We start from the raw sequence: 18,083 nt of genomic DNA, 5'->3' as shown, positions 1-18,083 counted from the left end.
GAGCGACGTCCCACTGCATCCCCCCGGCCACAACGTTATGGAGTTCGCTGTGGCTGATACCAAAAACTTTACCGACTGCAAAGTCGCTGACATGTCCCTGGCCGTATGGGGCCGCAAAGAAATTCTGATGGCTGAAGTAGAAATGCCCGGCCTGATGGCGATCCGTCAGGAAAACGCCAAGGCGCAGCCGCTGAAAGGCGCGCGCATCGCCGGCTCCCTGCACATGACCATCCAGACCGCCGTACTGATCGAAACCTTGACCGCGCTGGGTGCAGAAGTGCGCTGGGCTTCGTGCAATATCTACTCGACACAAGACCAGGCTGCGGCCGCCATCGCCGCTACCGGCGTGCCGGTGTTTGCCTACAAGGGCGAATCGCTGGAAGAGTACTGGGAATACACCCACAACATTTTTGAATGGCCAGGCGAATCCGCTAACATGATTCTGGACGACGGCGGCGATGCCACTCTGCTGCTGCACCTGGGCACCCGTGCCGAGTCCGATATTTCTGTGATCGCCAAGCCGACCTGTGAAGAAGAGCGTGTGCTGTTCGCCGCCATCAAGGCCAAGCTGACGACCTCGCCCGGCTGGTACTCCGCACGCATCAAGCACATCAAGGGCGTGACCGAAGAAACCACCACCGGCGTGCATCGCCTCTACCAGATGGCTGAAGAAGGCCGCCTGAAATTCCCGGCGATCAACGTCAACGATTCGGTCACCAAATCCAAATTCGACAACCTGTACGGCTGCCGTGAATCGCTGCTCGACGGCATCAAGCGCGCCACCGATGTGATGATCGCCGGCAAGATCTGTGTCGTGCTTGGTTACGGCGACGTAGGCAAAGGCTGCGCTCAGGCATTCCGTGGCATGGGCGCGACCGTGATGGTCACCGAGATCGACCCGATCTGCGCGCTGCAAGCGGCGATGGAAGGCTACCGCGTGGTGACCATGGACGACGTGGCGGGCCTCGGCGACATTTTCGTGACCTGCACCGGCAACCTCAGCGTGATCAACCACGACCACATGGCGAAGATGAAGAACGAAGCCATCGTCTGCAACATCGGCCACTTCGATTCCGAAATCGACATCGCCTCGCTGGAAAAATACCAGTGGGACGAGATCAAGCCCCAGGTCGATCACGTGATCTTCCCCGACGGCAAGAAAATCATCGTGCTGGCCAAGGGTCGCCTGGTGAACCTGGGCTGCGCTACCGGCCACCCTTCCTTCGTGATGTCGGCTTCGTTCAGCAACCAGACCATCGCCCAGATCGAGCTGTTCAACAAGCCAGAAAATTACGAGAACAAAGTTTACGTTCTGCCTAAACATCTGGATGAAAAAGTGGCCCGTTTGCACCTGATGAAAATCGGCGTGAACCTGACTGAACTGACCGATGTTCAGGCTGCCTATATCAGCGTGCCGAAAAATGGTCCGTACAAGCCGAATCATTATCGCTATTAAGGGCTAAGTGAGGAGAGAGGGGTTAGGAGTGAAGAGAAAACATCACGACTTGCAGGCTTGGCAATTTGCCATCCAGTTGGTTAAGGATGTTTATACCCTTACCGCCAACTTCCCCTCCTCTGAAACTTATGGCCTGACGAATCAAATGCGCAGATCGGCGGTATCTGTACCTTCCAACATCGCCGAGGGCGCAGCCCGCAATGGTTCAAAAGAGTTTTTGTACTTCCTGGGCATAGCCCGTGGCTCTTTGAGCGAACTGGAAACACAGATAGTTATTGCCCGGGAAATCGGCTATCTTGCGGATAGTGCCGTACTTGAACGGCAAATTGACGATGTTTTCGGTTTGATTGGCGGCCTGATTAACTCCTTAAAGAAACCATAGCGATGACGACCTCCTCACTCCTCACTCCTCACTCCTCACCCATATTAAGTTTCGAATTCTTCCCCCCCAAAACACAGGAGGGAATGGACAAGCTGCACGCCACGCGCAAGCAGCTCGGCCAGCTCAACCCAGAGTTCTTTTCGGTCACCTTCGGTGCCGGCGGCTCGACCCGCGACCGCACCCTGGAAACCGTAATCGAAATCCAGCGCGAAGGCCATAAGGCCGCACCACATCTGTCCTGCATCGGCTCGACCCGGGAAAGCATCCGGGCGATCCTCAACGAATACAAAAGTCACGGCATCCGCCATATCGTCGCGCTGCGCGGCGACATGCCTTCCGGCATGGCCTGTGCGGGGGAATTCCGCTACGCCAACGAACTGGTGGAGTTCATCCGCGCCGAGACCGGCGACTGGTTCCACATCGAGGTGGCCGCTTATCCGGAATTCCATCCGCAAGCCATCTCCGCCCAGACCGACCTGGCCAACTTCAAACGCAAGGTTGATGCCGGCGCCGATGCCGCCATCACCCAGTATTTCTACAACGCCGACGCCTACTTCAACTTCGTCGACGAATGCCAGGCTATGGGCATCACCATCCCGATCGTACCCGGCATCATGCCAATTGGTAATTTTTCCCAGCTGGCGCGCTTTTCCGATGCCTGCGGCGCGGAAATCCCGCGCTGGCTACGGCTCAAGCTGCAGGGCTACGGCGACGACAGCGCCGCCATCCGAGCCTGCGGCCTGGACGTGGTCACCGGCCTGTGCGAACGCTTGCTGAAAGGCGGCGCACCGGGACTGCATTTCTATACGCTCAATCAGGCCGGCCTGATCTCGACCATCTGGCAGCGGCTGGGACTGTAAACCCGACCCAGGCACCCTGAAATCAAGGTTCCTGGCCACATTGATTTACATCAATGCGGCCATGAACTTTTTAAGGTTACATTGAAGTTTTTTCAACTCTTCGAACCCTTATAATATCGATTTCTCAGGTTGAGCTTCGCCGATGATCAAAAATGCCAGCCTGAAAGCTCACATCCTTCTGCCCCTCGCCTTAGTGCTGGCGATCCTGCTGGGGGCATTCCATTACAGCCTGTATCAGCACGCAAAAACCGATGCCGATCGTGATTTCGTACATCAGCTGCAAGCCGCCAAAAACTATTACGACCGCGCTCTAACCCGGCGCAGTGAAAAACTGGGGGTCGGGCTGGAGGCGATCCTGCGTGACAAACCCTTGCAGGCAGCCTTGCGCGCCCATGACCGGAACGCCCTGCTGAAGCGCTCCGCCCCGTTGTTCAAGGCGCTGCATGACCAATACGGCATCACTCACTTCTATTTCGAGGATGCCGCCCGGATCAACGTGCTGCGCGTGCACCAGCCCAAACGTTACGGTGACACCATCAACCGCTACACCACCCTGGTCGCGGAAAAGACCGGCAAAATCACCTCCGGCGTCGAACTCGGCCCGATCGGCACCTTCACCCTGCGAGTCGTGGCTCCGATGTACGACAGCCACGGCCTGATCGGCTATGTCGAGCTGGGCGAGGAAATCGAAGGCGTTCTGCAAGGCGTCCATGACATTATCGGCACCGATCTGGCGCTATTCATCGACAAGCAGTTTCTGGTACGCAAAAACTGGGAAAGCGGCATGCGCATGCTGAAGCGCAATGCCGACTGGGACCGTCTGCCGGACGCAGCGATCATCCATCAGACCTTGGATTTGCCGCGCGAGGCGTTGCTCAGCCTGTTATCCGGGAAGGACCAGCCAGACCGGATCACCAACCTGAGCCTCGACAACAAGCCCTACAATGCCGGCATGATCCCGGTCGAGGACGCGGCCGGCCGCAAGGTGGGAAGCCTGATCATACTGCAGGACATGTCGTTGAAATCCCGCGAGATGGAGGCTACCCTGCACAAGCTCAGCCTGTTTTACCTGGTGCTGGGTGGCGCCCTCTTTGCCTTGTTCGTCCCGATCATCCACCGGATGGAACGACACCTGGAGCACTCCCGCCAGCAAGCGATCACCCAGGGCGAGGAACACGTAGCACTCCAGGCAAAGCACATCGCCGAATTGCAGGACGAGCAAGACCGCCTCCAGCGCACTCAGGAAAAACTACAACAAAGCCAGGGAAAGCTGCGCCTTTCCGCCCAGGTCTTCGAGAACAGCACGGAGGGTATTGTCATTACCGACATCCACGCCAATATCCTCCAGATCAACCGGGCCTTTGCAACCATTACCGGCTACAGCGAGGAAGAGGTAGCAGGAAAGAACATCAACATACTGCATTCTGGCCGGCATGGCCCCAATTTTTACCAGGCAATGTGGTCCTCGCTGGTCGAGTTTGGCTACTGGCAGGGCGAGATCTGGAACCGCCGCAAGAATGGGGAAATATACCCGGAATGGCTGACACTCATTGCCACCCGCGACGAGCAAGGGGAAACCATTCACTACATCGGGGTATTCGCCGACCTGACCGAGAAAAAGCAGACCGAAGCGCGTGCCCACTACTTTGCCAATTACGATACCAATACCGACCTGCCCAACCGTCTCCTGCTGGCGAAACACCTGCAACAGGAACTGGAACGCGCAAATGGAAATGGCTGGCAGGTTGCGCTACTGTATCTCGACCTGGATCGCTTCAAGACCATCAACGATACGCTGGGCCATCGCATCGGCGACAAATTACTGAAGGCCGTAGCCGAACGGATCGGGCACCTGGTCCGCGACATCGACATCATCGGTCGCCTGAGCAGTGATGAATTTACCATCGTGCTGTCGGATGTCGGCAACCGGCAAAATGCGGAGCAAGTGGCAAAGAAAATTCTCGATGCCATGAACCAGCCTTTCGAAATGGAAGGTCAGGAGGTATTTATCACCCCCAGCATCGGCATTGCCCTCTACCCTCAGGACGCCAATAACCATGAGGATCTGATCCGGAATGCGGACGCCGCCATGGCCCATATCAAGGCTCAGGGCGGCAACGGTTTTTATTTTTACAGCGCCGACATGAACGTAGCGTCCTCACAGCGGTTAACCATGGAAACCCAGTTGCGGAGAGCCCTGGAGCGCAATGAATTCGTGCTGCATTACCAGCCCCAGCTCAGTCTGCATAGCGGTCGGATCATCGGCATGGAGGCCTTGCTACGCTGGCAACATCCGGAACGGGGGCTGGTTTCACCCGCCGAATTCATCCCCCTGCTCGAAGAAACCGGCATGATCGTCGCCGTCGGCGACTGGGTTCTGCACACCGCCTGCGCCCAGAATAGCGCCTGGATGGCAGCCGGACTGCCTCCCCTGCGCATGGCGGTCAACTTGTCAGCACGCCAGTTCCGCCAACGCGATCTGATCGAATCGGTCAATCAGGCACTGCAGAATACCGGGCTGGCTCCGGAGCATCTGGAACTGGAAATCACGGAGAGCATCATGATCCAGGATTTGCAGACCACAATCACCACCCTGAACCAGTTGCATGAGCTTGGCATCCAGATTTCAATCGACGATTTCGGTACCGGCTATTCCTCGCTGAGTTACCTGAAACGCCTGCCGATCAACAAGATCAAAATCGACCAGTCCTTCGTTCGTGACATCTGCACTGACCCGGACGACGAGGCGATCGCCAATGCCGTGATCAGCCTGGGGCACAACCTGAAGATGCAGGTCATCGCCGAGGGCGTGGAGACCCTGGAGCAGCTGGAGCAACTACGCGCACAAGGGTGCGACGAAATCCAGGGGTACTACTTCAGCCGGCCACTGCCAGCCGAAGCCTTTGCCCAGCTGGTGAGAAAAAGCCTGATTACGGTGAAACCGGTCTGATCGGCGGCCCTGGTTTTCATCAAAGGCTAGGGATCCCAATTTGCCAGCTAATCCATTGTGAAGTACGTCGGCACGAAATCTCCCAAGCTTCCTGTAAAATTGAAAACAAAACATCTACAACGCGCTGTATAGCGCAAAATTCACAACACAACAGCAGAAAACGTTATATTTGCAACCATTGCAGCTAACACCGAAAGCAATTTGTCTCGAAACCATTGCCTGAATAACCTATTGATAAATTTTTCAATGCAATTTTGTTCCACCTTCCCGCTTAGATCATCCTTTGCCACCAGGTTAACTTGGGCAACCAATCTCCTCCTCTGCGTATTCAGCCTGTTAGCCAGCACCGTCGGTACTGCCAGCGCACAACCGGCCAATCTGTTCGGCTTTCATGAACTGCAGCGCGAAAGTCTGGAGATCTTCCCGCAGTGGACCAGCGTGCTGAAGCGGCACGCCAGGGACAACCTGATTGACAGCGACTGCGGCAAATCGAGTTTGCGCTGTCACATGGCCGAATGGCAGCAATTCCTCGGCAGCATCAAGGGGCAGTCGGCGCGGCAACAATTTACCGCGGTAAATTCTTTTGCTAATGAAAAAAAATATGTCCTGGACATCGATATTTATGGTGTGCCGGACTATTGGGCGATTCCCCGCGAATTTTTATACAATAATGGTGATTGTGAAGATTTCGCTATTCTTAAATACATGTCGTTGCGACAACTGGGCTTCAGTGTCGACATGATGCGGGTGGTGGTGCTGCAGGATACCAACCTTCGCACCGCGCATGCGGTGTTGGCTCTCTACACCGACAATGACATTCTCATCCTTGACAACCAGACGCAGCAGATTGTCTCGCACCGGAATATCGTTCATTATGTGCCCATCTTTTCGGTCAACGAAAAACACTGGTGGATGCATACTCCTTAGCGATCTGCTCAAATAAACACTAGATAACCACACTCAGACAACATGAAAAAACTCTTTAAAAATAATCCGGCGATTCCCGGATTCATCCTATTGATCGCGTTGGTCGTAGTGGGCGTCATGCTGGTTTTTGCCTACGCCAAAAAAGAGCGGGAACGCGATCTGCAAGCCTGGCAGATTCGTCTGGGCGTCACCGCCGACAGCCGCGTCCAAGCCGTAGACAGCTGGCTTGAAGCGCAGCACGCCAGCCTGCGCGAACTGGCAGACAACGGCACGGTACCGCTCTACCTGATGCAACTCGGGGCGCAGGGCACGAGCGCTGCAGCAGATGTCGAACCGGCTCAGCTTTCCTACCTGCGCAACCTGGTCCTCGCCACGGCCGAGCGGGGGGGGTTCATGGACAAGAGCCGAAGCGAGCCCCTTCCGGCCAGCCTGGAAGTTGTTGCCAACACGGGCCTGGCGCTCCTCGACCAAAATGCCGCGCCTATCGTTTCGACACGGGGGCTGAGGCCAGACCCAGAAATCCGGCGCGCCGCCGCCGAGGTGGTAAAAACGGGCAAGCGCGTCACGGCCGGAATCTATCTCAATGCAGCCAACAAGCCCGTGGTCGCCTTTCTGACCCCGGTGTTTGCGCTGCAGGATATGCGCAAGCGCGGAACCCCCATAGGCGTAATCGTTGGCGTCAAAAATGCGGAGGACGAGCTGTTCCCTCTGCTGACGCGCCAGGTACGCCTCAGCGACACAGAAGAGACCCTGCTGCTGCGCAGTGAAGATGGATCGGTGGTCTATCTCTCCCCTCTGGCCGATGGCAGCCCACCTCTCAAAAAACGCCTTAACCTCTCCACGGCACGACTGGAAGGTGCATTCGCCATTCAATCACCGGGTACCTTCGCCAAGCGTAACGATTACCGCGGGGTGTCCGTGCTGATGACCAGCCGGACGTTGACGCAGGTACCCTGGGTGCTTGTGCAGAAAATCGGCGCGACGGAAGCGCTTAAGGAATCGGACACGCACCAGCGTTTTCTGCTGACGGTTTTCCTGCTGGCCATCGCCCTGGTTGCTGTGGCCCTGGTCGCCGCATGGCGTCATGGCAGCAGTCTGCGCGAAAAACAGGCCGCGCTGGCAGCAAGAGAAAGTGCGCGCCAGCTGCGCGGCCAGACCGCGCTTCTGCATTCCATTACCGACAGCCTTACCGATTACATCTACATCGTGGACCAGAATCAACATTTCAGTTTTGCCAACCGCGCCCTGGCCAAGGCAGCCAGTCTGGACGTAGCAGACTTTCCGGGCAAGACGCTATCCAGCGTGCTGGGGCCGGAAACCAGCCGCCCGATCAGCGAACTGCTGGCCAAAACCACGGATAGTCATCAGCCACAAACCGACACTATGGAATTGACTTTCAGTGGCGCGGCCAGAATCTATCACACAACCTGTGTTCCACTGGCGCAGGATGAACACCGGCAGCGGCTACTGGTGATCTCGCATGACATCACCGAACTGCAGACAGCACAGGCCAAGCGCGATCACTTAATGCGCCAGGTACTCAAAACCTTGATGGGCGCGGTGGACCTGTACGACCACTACTCCACCGATCATTCCAGCAAGACCATCCAGGTGGCGCTCGCCATTGGCGAAGAGATGCAACTTGGCAAAGAGGATCTGGAAGTACTCGAGATGGCAGCCAATCTGGCGAATATCGGCAAACTGGCAGTGCCCCGAGAGATCTTGACCAAGACCGAGCCGCTCAATGCCGAAGAGCACGAAATCCTGCGCAAGCATGTCATGTACTCGGTAGAGTTGCTTAGCGGCCTCGAATTTGATGGCCCGGTGCTGGAAACAATAGGCCAGCGCTACGAGCATATCGACGGCAGCGGATATCCGGCCGGACTGAGTGCGGACCAGATCCTGCTGACTGCTAAAATCCTCGCCGTGGCCAATGCCTTTGTGGCCATGGTCAGCCCGCGCGCATATCGCAACGACATGGGGACGGAGAAGGCACTGGACCAGATTCTTGCGGAAAGCAAAACGAAATACGATCGACATGTTGTTGCCGCCTTGTTCCATGTCGCGGAGAATCGGCCGGAATCAATCACACTGCTCTAAGCGTGACCGGCAATCGGCAGCCCGTACGTTAACCCGCCATTCGCGAAAAGAAATCTCCGGATGAAAATCGCTCCATCCGCAGTGCCCAGGTCCTTGACTGAGGTACTTACATTGAGGACGCTTTGGTGCGTGAGGTTGAATTTCCTATCCTATAGTTACATTCCACATAACAATTGGCCTGAATTCAAAGCACAGTGACGCAACCCACACACCACCGCCAGATCCGCCAGCCATCCCGGTTTGCGCATCTTGTTCTGGCTGGCATTATGCTGGGGACGCCGATATTTATGAATGCCGGAGAACTCGCCCCGAGCGATCGGGAAATCACCGCCATTGGACAGAAATATGGGCAAACTGCTGCCAGCCGCGTACAAAAATGGCGGGGGGTTTTGCTGTCAGATCCCCAGGCAGATGAATCACGCAAGCTGGAACTGGTTAATCGCTTCTTCAACACATTGCCGTTTGTCAGCGACCAGGAGCATTGGGGAAAAATGGATTATTGGGCAACACCAACTGAATTCCTGGCGACTAATGGAGGCGACTGCGAGGATTTCGCCATCGCCAAGTACCTGACGTTGCGTGAAATCGGCGTCCCCGCAGAGCGGTTGCGCATCACCTATGTCAAGGCGATGACATTGAACCAGGCACATATGGTGCTGACCTATTACCCTACACCAGATGCAGAACCCCTTGTGCTGGACAACTTGCAGCCAGACATCAAACCCGCATCGCAACGCCAGGATCTGATCCCGGTATACAGCTTCAATGGTGACAATCTCTGGCTTGCCAAGGAACTGACCGGCCGTAGCCAGCTGGTGGGAGAGTCGGATCGCATCAGCTTATGGAAAGATTTACTCAAGCGCATGAAGCTTGAGCGGGAAACAGGTCGTTAACCCCAAAATATAAAGGGCACACGCATGAAACTTTCGCGACTACTCGTCATTATCATCTCAGCGCTGTGGCTGCTGATATTTATCGGCACGCTGTCCATTACCATCCGTAACAGCCGGGATTATCTGGTTAATCAGATGCTGTCACACGCCCAAGACACCGCGACTTCACTTGGCCTGTCGCTCACCACCAGCGTGGAGCACAACGATCTGGCCACCACGAACTCGATGGTGGACGCCATCTTCGACCGCGGCTACTACCGCTATATCGTGATTCGCAAAATTTCAGGCGATACTCTGGTGGAACGATCACAAGCATTATGGATCAGCGACGTGCCCGAATGGTTTACCCACGCCTTCACGCTCGAAACCCCGCAGGGGAAAGCCCTGATCATGCATGGCTGGAAACAGGTAGGCACCGTGGAAGTGGTCAGCCACCCGGGCCACGCCTATAAGGAGCTATGGCGCGTATCGATGCAGGCATTCTGGTGGACGCTCGTAGTAGGCATTGTGTCCCTGCTGGCGGTCGTGCTGGTGATGCGTTTCGCCCTGGCGCCGCTATCGGTGATGGAAGCGCAGGCACTGGGCATCTCCCGGCGGCGATTCACCATCATGAAAAAAATCCCGTGGGCGCGGGAATTACGGCGTGTTGCGCAAGCCATGAACACCATGTGCAGTGCCGTCGAACGCATGCTCAACGAGCAAACTGCACTGACAGAAAAAATGCATTCCAAGGCTTATCTGGACAGTGTGACCGGCCTCGCCAATGGCCGCAATTTCAATGAGCGGCTCTTCCATCTGCTCAATTCACCGGACGAATTCGCCGCTGGCGGTTTAATTTTTGTCCGGCTCGACAAGTTCAAGGAATATAACGAAACCTATGGCCATGCAGCCGGCAACGCATTGCTGTGCCAAGCCGGGGAAATTCTGGTTCAACTTTGCGGCCAACACGAACGTACCCTGCTGGCGCGCATGAATGGCGCGGAATTCGCCATTCTGGTTCCGGACATTGCACAAGACGGCATGAGCACCTTGGCCGATGTCATGATCCACAAGCTGTCAGAATTACAGCGCACTTCTGACACCGGAGAAACCACCGCAGTAGTTTATGCCGGCACTGCCTTCCATCAGGCAGGGCAAAGTACCACTGCCCTGCTGTCAACGGCAGACAATGCCCTGCACAGCGCACTGAAACAAGGAACAAGTTGCTGGCAACTTTACAGCGGAGAGCAATCCGGAAAAGCCATGGAACTGGATAGTACTCAGTGGAAAGACCTGATCACAACCTCTCTGCAAAGCGGAAAAATCATCCTGCATTTTCAGCCCGTAGTTTCGTGCCAGAACAGAAGTATCATGCACCACGAAGCCTTGGCACGCATGGCTACGCAGGATGGCTCACTGCTTGCCGCCAGCGCATTCATGCCGATTGCCAAGGGGTTGGGACTGGCACGGGAAATCGACAGGTACGTAGTAGAAAAAGTGCTGACGCACCTGGACGCCGTAGACCAACCACATGCTGTCGTTGCAATCAACCTTTCCGCCGCCTCCCTGCGAGATGAGGGATTTATCGAATGGCTATGCACAAAACTTGCAGACGACAAAGTCGCCGCGAAACGTTTGATATTCGAAACCGCGGAACATGGCGTAGTGGCAGACATCCAGACTGCCCGTCATGCTATCCAGCAGATACACGACGCGGGAGCAAAATTCTCCATCGACCGCTTTGGTCACAGCGCCGCCTCTTTCGGCTATCTGCGCAACCTTCACGCGGATTACATCAAGATCGACGGCAGCTATATCCGTCATATCGCCCGCAACGAAGATAGCCAGTTCTTCGTGCAATCTCTGGCTGGCATTGCGCATGGCCTTGAAATCATTGTCATTGCCGAATACGTGGAAACCGCAGAAGATTACGAAGCACTGAAAGCACTGTCGGTGGATGGGGCACAGGGTTATTACATCGGCAAACCGGAGTAGCTGCCATGGCAAAGCGGCCTGCTCTTAAGGCTGTATCTCCACGCAAAACGACTCAGGAAGAAGTCATAAATCCGCGTCCTCTTTGTTTCTCTGCGGTGAATGAACTGCATTTTTAAAATTACTCAGTCATCTCTGATAAACAAAGGGGAAATACACTAGTAGTCCGTCAACAATGATCGCATGGGTATAGCAGGCATTCTTACCTTTCGGACCCATCACAACGGACTGTGTCATGTGCTGGATGTCCTAGAAGCGCCCCTCGTTGGTGGCCAGACCACCTTCCTCCATCTGAAACCAGTCCCCGCATGGTAAGGCGCACCGGTCAGCATTGCGTGCAGGAATTCGATAAATGCGGGGGTGCGGGCAAGTCCGCATCGGGCAAAGTTAATCAACCCCATTATTCGGCCACCCAAGTCAGCCGTGCGCATACCTGCCGAAGCTTCCGGCAAGCGCGCAACGCTGGTTAAACAAACCGTGAATTAAATCAGAAATTCTGCGTGAAGCGCAGATAAAAAGTATCACTATTGATATTGGTAGCCTTATAGCTGTCGATAGGATGAGCCCAGTCAAAGCGCAGTTTGGTTTCTCCGACGTTGAAAATGGCGGCTTTAGCTTCTACGCCAAGACCAACACTGGTGAGACGACTGTCCACTGCGGAACTGGGCACCCGGTTATACACCTTGCCGCCATCCAGGAATGGGCCTGCCTTGATTGTCCAGCCACTCACTTCATCAAAAAACTGGTGGTTATATTCCGCCGAATACTGGAAGCCGCTTTCCCCGGTTTCCTGCGCCGGCTGGAAGCCGCGCACGCTACCGTAGCCACCCAAGGCAAACAAATCGGATGCCAGAAGGGTATGCGAAGCAAACTGGCCGAGCACGACCACTTGCAGATAGTCATTGTCTGTCAGACGGAAGTTGGTATAAACGGTTGGTTGCAAGCGCCATGCCCTGGGATCACCCTGCGCACGGGAAAGCAATGCATCGCCCCCATTGCTGGCGCCAAACAGGTCAATGCCCTTGGCTCCCCGCAAGTTGCCATACAACACATAATTGGGCGTGCGCATGAGGTAAGAGCCTTCCAGGTAGGCCTGGCTGATATCGTCCTTGCTCTCCAGCACGTTCACCAGGAAAGATTCATGCTTGCGCGTCTCGATTCCCGCACGCCATGCTACCTTGCGCTCCAGTTCATTAATCAAATTGCTGGAAATCGCCACGCCAAACCGCTCCGTTTTACCACTTGCATTGAGGGCAGCCAAGCGATCGCCGATACTGTTCTTGCTATTCAGATAATTCAGTTCCAGCTTTAGGTTGCGCCAGGCGATCGGTGTCTTGTAATCCACCATTAGGGTTTCAAGGTCATCGTTGGATTTGCGCAAGTTGAGCCCGATGGTTTCACCCATGCCGAACAGGTTGCTCTTGGTCAGATCCAGTGCAGCCACAACCTCGCCGGTGAGCTTGCTGCCGTAATTATCCAGCGTGAACTGCTGCACGTCCTCTTCGACAGGCTCTACTGTGAGCAACAGATCCGTCGTGCCAAACTCCTTGCCGGGGCGCAGGTTCAGCCTTGACTTGATATTGCCCAGATCATCAATATCTTTGACGGAGGTTTCAACATTCCTTTCATTGAACGGCTCTCCCTTGACAATGCCGCTTGCCATGGCCTCAGCGACATTAGGGTTGAGGGCGGTGCTATTGATCTCAAGTGCACCAATACGTCCGGGGAAAACCACAACTTCCAGCACGCCTTGGGAAAGATCCTGCGGCGGCGTAGTCACTTTTACCAGCACATAGCCTTCGTCGTAGTATCGCTTGGTGAGATCATATTTGAGCTGACCAATATCTTCCCGTTTCAAAGGGCGATTCAAAAAAGGTGCCGCAATCTGCTGCAGGACCTCTTCTTCCAGGATGGGCGTCCCTGAAAACTTCACGGATGTGAGGGTAGCTAAAATTGCCTCAGCGCCTTCCTGCTTTTCCATTTCAGGCATTTTTTTCGGCTCAATTTTTACCGGTTGCGCTACTTCCCCGGGCATCTCAACAGCGGGCCGGTCAACCACTCCAGGCAGCCGCTCCTGGGCAACCGCAGCGACAGCGAAGAGGGTGCCGGATACGCCCAGCACCCCCAATGACGCAATGTATGACAACTTGAGATCACGATTGACCTTTTTCATTCCGCCGCGTTGCTTCATTGAAACTCCTTGATTATTTATCATAAATTAGCTTCCATCCATTTTCCTTACTGCTTGGCTTTCTCACCCGCTTGCGGCAGGCAGTAGCCGCTCACCACCTGGTCGCAGTAGTCTGTCCCACCAATACTATATGCATCCAGCCCGGCAGACAATCCTAAGCCACCCGCAGCGGTTGCAGGCAACAACGTAGTGGGGTCAGCCCCTGCGGCAATCGCACTCGCCGCATTTGCCGTCACAATACCACCGAATGAAGGCACTGTTACCCCCGCCCCAGTGGCCCACAGCACCAATCCGTCCTGCGCAATCCTCAATGGCTCTCTGCCGGTTGGCCGCGGTTCGAGGGGTTCTACCCTTCTCGCCTCGAGTGCGTTGTGGACTTCGCACTGGGCACATGTAGCAGCTACAACTGGCGCTTCCCCCACAGGCACGAGGTTAGCGCCGAACCATATGTGATGATTATTCAGCACACCGGAAATTCCGTTCTCAATTGACCCGACCAACACTATTCCATTTGCGTTCCCATCCCCAAAGCCTACCGCGGCTGGAGTTCCTCCAAACCCGCCACTCCCACCGCTGGCGCCCCCCGTTTCCCATTGCATAGTTTTGTAGAAGAAACCAATAGCGCCTTCCCCTGCCGGGATAGAGTAACCAGGCCCTCGCACTACCAACTGGAAGCTATTCAGCTTATCGGCTTGGGAACTATAGTAACCAACCCGATCCCATGTCACGATGATTTGGTTGGGAATATCATTGCGTAAGGTCATCAGCCCGCTCGTACCATTGCGGGTGTCCACATCAGCAAAGAATGGCGAAATGACCGGTTGAGGAGCACCCTGCGGACCGAACGGCGTGTACGATGAGATTCCACCGTTAAAACTGATATTGCCGTTGTTGTTGGCCCAGAACTGAGTATAAACAGTTCCGTAAAAAAGGAGTGAGAATCCCAAAGGAATGGGACCACTATAACCGTCATCGTTCCGGCTGAAACCAACGTTCGCACTACTCCCGCCGCCCGTCATGACTAGGGGGCTGCCGATCCCTCCACCAATTAGATCAGTGTAGTATGTTGTCGAAGGAATAAGGAAACTCTGCGGAATGTTGGTTACTGGGTCTATCAGCAAGATCCCCTCAAACCCGTTTGCCGCTGAAACAACAGCGACACCTCGATAGGAAAGTTGATTCCCGCTCAATTCAATAAAGCCACCGTCACCCGCACTCGTACCGCCCCGCGCTGTGATAATCGCACCAAGCTCAAAATAATTGGTGCCATCGGCCCATGTGCGAACGCTGCCACCATTGCCATCCACACCGCCATCGGCATAGATCTCTCCTGTGATGTGCATATCACCAACCGAGGTTACCAACACCACACCCCCGTTGAGCCCAGTGCTGTATGCACTTGCGTCCACTACGCCGCCCAGATTGACCACACTTTGGACAATATCATGAGCCAAATTGGCGCTAATGTTAATGATTCCCGATTGAGCTCGCAGGGTGCCGGAGTTGTCCACACCCAGCTTATCGCCAGCAGATGCAATAGCTTCCACCGCCTGTTTTGGTACAGTGAAATTAATCAGGCCGTCGCCACGCAAATCCACAGTGTAGTCCTTGACAGAGGCTAACTGAATCTGGCCAAGGTTGGCTTGAATCGTGCCGGTATTTTCCACATAAGGCGCTGCCAATACGGCAAAACCGCCATTGGAGACATGGATATCACCATGATTGGCCACTTGGCCATATCCGCCACCGCTGAAGCTGAAGTGGTCACCATCCACCGTGACATCCCGTGCTGTAGTGGCCAGCAGCGCACCCACATTGACCTGGGAGGAGCCATAGAAAGTGATGCCGGATTCGTTCAGGACAAACACGCGGCCGTTGGCATTGAGTGCGCCGCGCAACTCGCTGGGTACACCACCAATGACGCGGTTAATGGCTAATGCTGTTGCATTAGGCTGGATGAAATTGACTGATTCGTGGGTTTGCGTAGAAAACGTCTGCCAATTGATATCTAATCGCTGCGACACCTGATTGATATTGGTGGCACTTCCCGCTTGCGAGATGGTGCCGCTACCATCCGTGACGGTACCGCCCGTGGGTGATGCTACTGCGAAACCGATTGAACTCAGGACAATCTGCCCGATCACCAGCAACTTGGTACACAGGGCCATTTCGTGCCCATTTTTCCGCACACGCCTCCACCGAAAGAGTTCCTTTTCGACTGTAGTAAACATGGCACACCTCAACTTTCCATTCCAATTATGAAATAAACTACACCTCTGATTTCAGTGTAGTTTGCCAAACAAAATTTACAATTAGAAATTGTGCAATATCTATGCCATAACAAATGAATTATTTAATTTCAGATGGTTACCAAAATTAACATTGGATTTCATTTTTCCAGTGTAAAAAAAGCTGACAGTTGTTTAGGTCAATCATGCGACGTCAGTATGACGTCTACAATTTCAATCGCCAAGCACGGCAAATTAACTTACACATGGGAATTAGTGGGTGAGCTGGGCCATATTTCAGTCAGGCGTTGCCCCTTGCTTTGGCCGCGAAAGCTCGCGGGCAGCAGCGGTTTCAACGCCGTGAGAATACTGGAAAACACCTTGGGATTACCCTTACTCCAGTTCGGCTGGCTGGGCCTGCATGTGTATGCGCTCGGTGGGCATGCCAGGAGTATCCTCCATCAACGGGCGCATCGCTCGCAGCAAACTGGGAAACAGCTTGGTGTTGTCTTTTTCAAGCTGCGCAAGTATCTGCTTCATATGCGAGCGTTCCGCCCCATCCCCGAAACAGGCCGGGCAATTGTCGGGGATAATCGGCAGTGCTGCTGACTGGACGTAAGCCGCGGTTTGCCGCTCGCGCACGTAGGCGAAGGGGCGAATCACACGCACATCGCCAGCATCGTTGAGGTAACTCGGCTTCATGGTTCGCAGTTTGCCGCCGAAGAAGGCATTCATCATGAAAGTTTCGGCGAGGTCGTCGAGATGCTGCGCCAGCGCCAGCACGTTATAGCCGTTTTCTCGCGCCACGCGGTAGAGGATGCCGCGCCGCATCCTGGAGCAATAGGCGCAGTAAGAATCTCCCTCTTTCAGGGTTTTTTTGGCTTCTTCCAAAATCGGCTGGCTCTCGAAGAAATAGCGCATCCCCAGCTCTGCCATGTAGGGTTTGAGCGGTGCCGGATCGAAGGCTGACGATTGAGGATCGACGGTGCAGACGCCAAGGTCGAAATGAATCGGCGCCTTCTTCTGCAAGGCGATCAGCACATGCAGCAGGGCAAGACTGTCCTTGCCGCCGGATAATCCGAGCAACACCCGGTCGCCTTCGCGGATCATGGAGAAATCGCCGATTGCACGGCCAGCGGCGGAAAGCAGGGATCTGGGAGGTTTGGACGGCTCGATCACAATGAAGCGCTCCGTCCGCCATCCACCGGCAAAATCGTGCCGGTAATGTAAGGGGCATCCTTGACCAGAAACAGCACTGCCCGCGCGATGTCGTCGGGCGAGCCTTCTCGCTTCAGCAGGGTATGGGCGACGATGCGGCGACGCTCCAGGTCGCCGAAGGTGGGGTCCGCCTCCGGCCACATGATCGGACCCGGCGCCACCGCATTGACCCGCACCTGCGGGCCGAGCTCATGGGCGAGCGATTTGGTCAGCGCCACCAGACCTGCCTTGGCGATGCTGTAAACGACGTAGCTTTTCATCGGCCGCTCGGCATGGATGTCGGTAATATTGACGATACAGCCATGGCTGTGACGCAGCTGTTCGGCCGCAGCCTGCGACAGGAACAGCGGCGCCTTGAGGTTGGTCCCGAGCAGGTCATGCCAGTCATTTTCGCGGATATCGCCCACTTCGGTCGGATAAAAGCTGGAGGCGTTGTTGATCAGTACGTCGAGTCGGCCATAGTGTTTTACTGTTGCAGCGACCAGGCCCGGCAGCCGTTCCACGTCATGCAGATCAGCCTGCGCCAGTGCCGCGGAATCTGGACGACTGCGGTTAAATTCATCGCGCAGTTCCTCCGCTTCCACCACCGAGGAACGGTAGTGAATCATCAGATTCGCCCCCTCTCCATGCAGCCGGTGGCAGATCGCCGCGCCGACCCGCTTCGCCCCACCCGTAATCAATACGACTTTGCCTTGCATGCTTTCTCCATTAACCTGGAATTACCTGAATGCAGAAAAGACTATTGAACCGCAGAGGACGCGGAGGAATTCAAGTGCTTATTATGAAAACACCCCCCTGACGGATGGCTCAGCATAACCTGGCATTGCCTTGGCGCCTGGAGGCGCCTACTTTTGGTTTTTCGAGTTGGGCGATAAGGCTGCCCATCCCTGCTTGCCCCATTTCCTCT

12 protein-coding genes are annotated in these 18,083 nt (G+C 55.2%); 8 read left to right on the top strand and 4 right to left on the bottom strand.

Annotation, left to right across the window (positions count from 1 at the left end; all coding sequences use genetic code 11):
* Positions 1-37: 37 nt before the first annotated feature.
* The 8 genes from ahcY (at position 38) to SCD_RS02070 (ending at position 11,542) form a co-directional block, all read left to right on the top strand.
* Entirely contained in the window at positions 38-1,456 is a 1,419-nt protein-coding gene (gene ahcY / locus SCD_RS02105) for an adenosylhomocysteinase (RefSeq protein ID WP_041673292.1), read from the top strand.
* 28 nt (positions 1,457-1,484) lie between these two features.
* Complete coding sequence (locus tag SCD_RS02100; RefSeq protein ID WP_021035753.1) at positions 1,485-1,838, top strand: four helix bundle protein; 354 nt, start codon at positions 1,485-1,487, stop codon at positions 1,836-1,838.
* A 2-nt stretch (positions 1,839-1,840) separates the two neighbouring features.
* Positions 1,841-2,698, top strand: coding sequence for a methylenetetrahydrofolate reductase [NAD(P)H] (gene metF / locus SCD_RS02095; RefSeq protein WP_009206783.1), 858 nt, complete (start codon positions 1,841-1,843; stop codon positions 2,696-2,698).
* A 142-nt stretch (positions 2,699-2,840) separates the two neighbouring features.
* On the top strand, positions 2,841-5,648 hold the full coding sequence (locus tag SCD_RS15540) for a bifunctional diguanylate cyclase/phosphodiesterase (protein ID WP_009206784.1): 2,808 nt from the start codon (positions 2,841-2,843) through the stop codon (positions 5,646-5,648).
* Positions 5,649-5,849: 201 nt separating this feature from the next.
* Entirely contained in the window at positions 5,850-6,575 is a 726-nt protein-coding gene (locus SCD_RS02085) for a transglutaminase-like cysteine peptidase (RefSeq protein ID WP_148290730.1), read from the top strand.
* A 42-nt stretch (positions 6,576-6,617) separates the two neighbouring features.
* Complete coding sequence (locus SCD_RS02080) at positions 6,618-8,675, top strand: HD domain-containing phosphohydrolase (protein WP_009206786.1); 2,058 nt, start codon at positions 6,618-6,620, stop codon at positions 8,673-8,675.
* Between the two features lie 194 nt (positions 8,676-8,869).
* Entirely contained in the window at positions 8,870-9,568 is a 699-nt protein-coding gene (locus SCD_RS02075; RefSeq protein ID WP_198408611.1) for a transglutaminase-like cysteine peptidase, read from the top strand.
* A gap of 24 nt (positions 9,569-9,592) precedes the next feature.
* Complete coding sequence (locus tag SCD_RS02070) at positions 9,593-11,542, top strand: EAL domain-containing protein (protein ID WP_009206788.1); 1,950 nt, start codon at positions 9,593-9,595, stop codon at positions 11,540-11,542.
* Positions 11,543-12,026: 484 nt separating this feature from the next.
* On the opposite strand, the gene SCD_RS02065 is transcribed toward SCD_RS02070, so the two are convergent.
* From SCD_RS02065 to SCD_RS02045, 4 genes are all read right to left on the bottom strand, one after another.
* A complete protein-coding gene (locus tag SCD_RS02065; protein WP_009206789.1) occupies positions 12,027-13,730 on the bottom strand; it encodes a ShlB/FhaC/HecB family hemolysin secretion/activation protein in 1,704 nt (567 codons plus the stop codon).
* A gap of 47 nt (positions 13,731-13,777) precedes the next feature.
* Complete coding sequence (locus SCD_RS15535) at positions 13,778-15,898, bottom strand: two-partner secretion domain-containing protein (protein WP_009206790.1); 2,121 nt, start codon at positions 15,896-15,898, stop codon at positions 13,778-13,780.
* A gap of 453 nt (positions 15,899-16,351) precedes the next feature.
* A complete protein-coding gene (locus SCD_RS02050) occupies positions 16,352-17,137 on the bottom strand; it encodes a tRNA 2-thiocytidine(32) synthetase TtcA (protein ID WP_009206791.1) in 786 nt (261 codons plus the stop codon).
* Complete coding sequence (locus SCD_RS02045) at positions 17,134-17,874, bottom strand: pteridine reductase (protein ID WP_009206792.1); 741 nt, start codon at positions 17,872-17,874, stop codon at positions 17,134-17,136. The genes SCD_RS02050 and SCD_RS02045 overlap by 4 nt, the downstream gene beginning before the upstream one ends.
* Positions 17,875-18,083 lie beyond the last annotated feature (209 nt).

This window comes from Sulfuricella denitrificans skB26 (assembly GCF_000297055.2).
GTDB lineage: Bacteria > Pseudomonadota > Gammaproteobacteria > Burkholderiales > Sulfuricellaceae > Sulfuricella > Sulfuricella denitrificans.
Note: the sequence above shows the minus strand (reverse complement) of the source record. Positions and strands in the feature narration are given on the sequence as shown.

Bases quoted from the DNA above. Each gene is read 5' to 3' on its own strand.
- ahcY (WP_041673292.1), top strand. From the start codon at position 38: ATGGAGTTCGCTGTGGCTGATACCAAAAACTTTACCGACTGCAAAGTC.
- metF (WP_009206783.1), top strand. From the start codon at position 1,841: ATGACGACCTCCTCACTCCTCACTCCTCACTCCTCACCCATATTAAGT.
- SCD_RS15540 (WP_009206784.1), top strand. From the start codon at position 2,841: ATGATCAAAAATGCCAGCCTGAAAGCTCACATCCTTCTGCCCCTCGCC.
- SCD_RS02080 (WP_009206786.1), top strand. From the start codon at position 6,618: ATGAAAAAACTCTTTAAAAATAATCCGGCGATTCCCGGATTCATCCTA.
- SCD_RS02070 (WP_009206788.1), top strand. From the start codon at position 9,593: ATGAAACTTTCGCGACTACTCGTCATTATCATCTCAGCGCTGTGGCTG.
- SCD_RS02065 (WP_009206789.1), bottom strand. From the start codon at position 13,730: ATGAAGCAACGCGGCGGAATGAAAAAGGTCAATCGTGATCTCAAGTTG.
- SCD_RS15535 (WP_009206790.1), bottom strand. From the start codon at position 15,898: ATGGCCCTGTGTACCAAGTTGCTGGTGATCGGGCAGATTGTCCTGAGT.
- SCD_RS02045 (WP_009206792.1), bottom strand. From the start codon at position 17,874: ATGCAAGGCAAAGTCGTATTGATTACGGGTGGGGCGAAGCGGGTCGGC.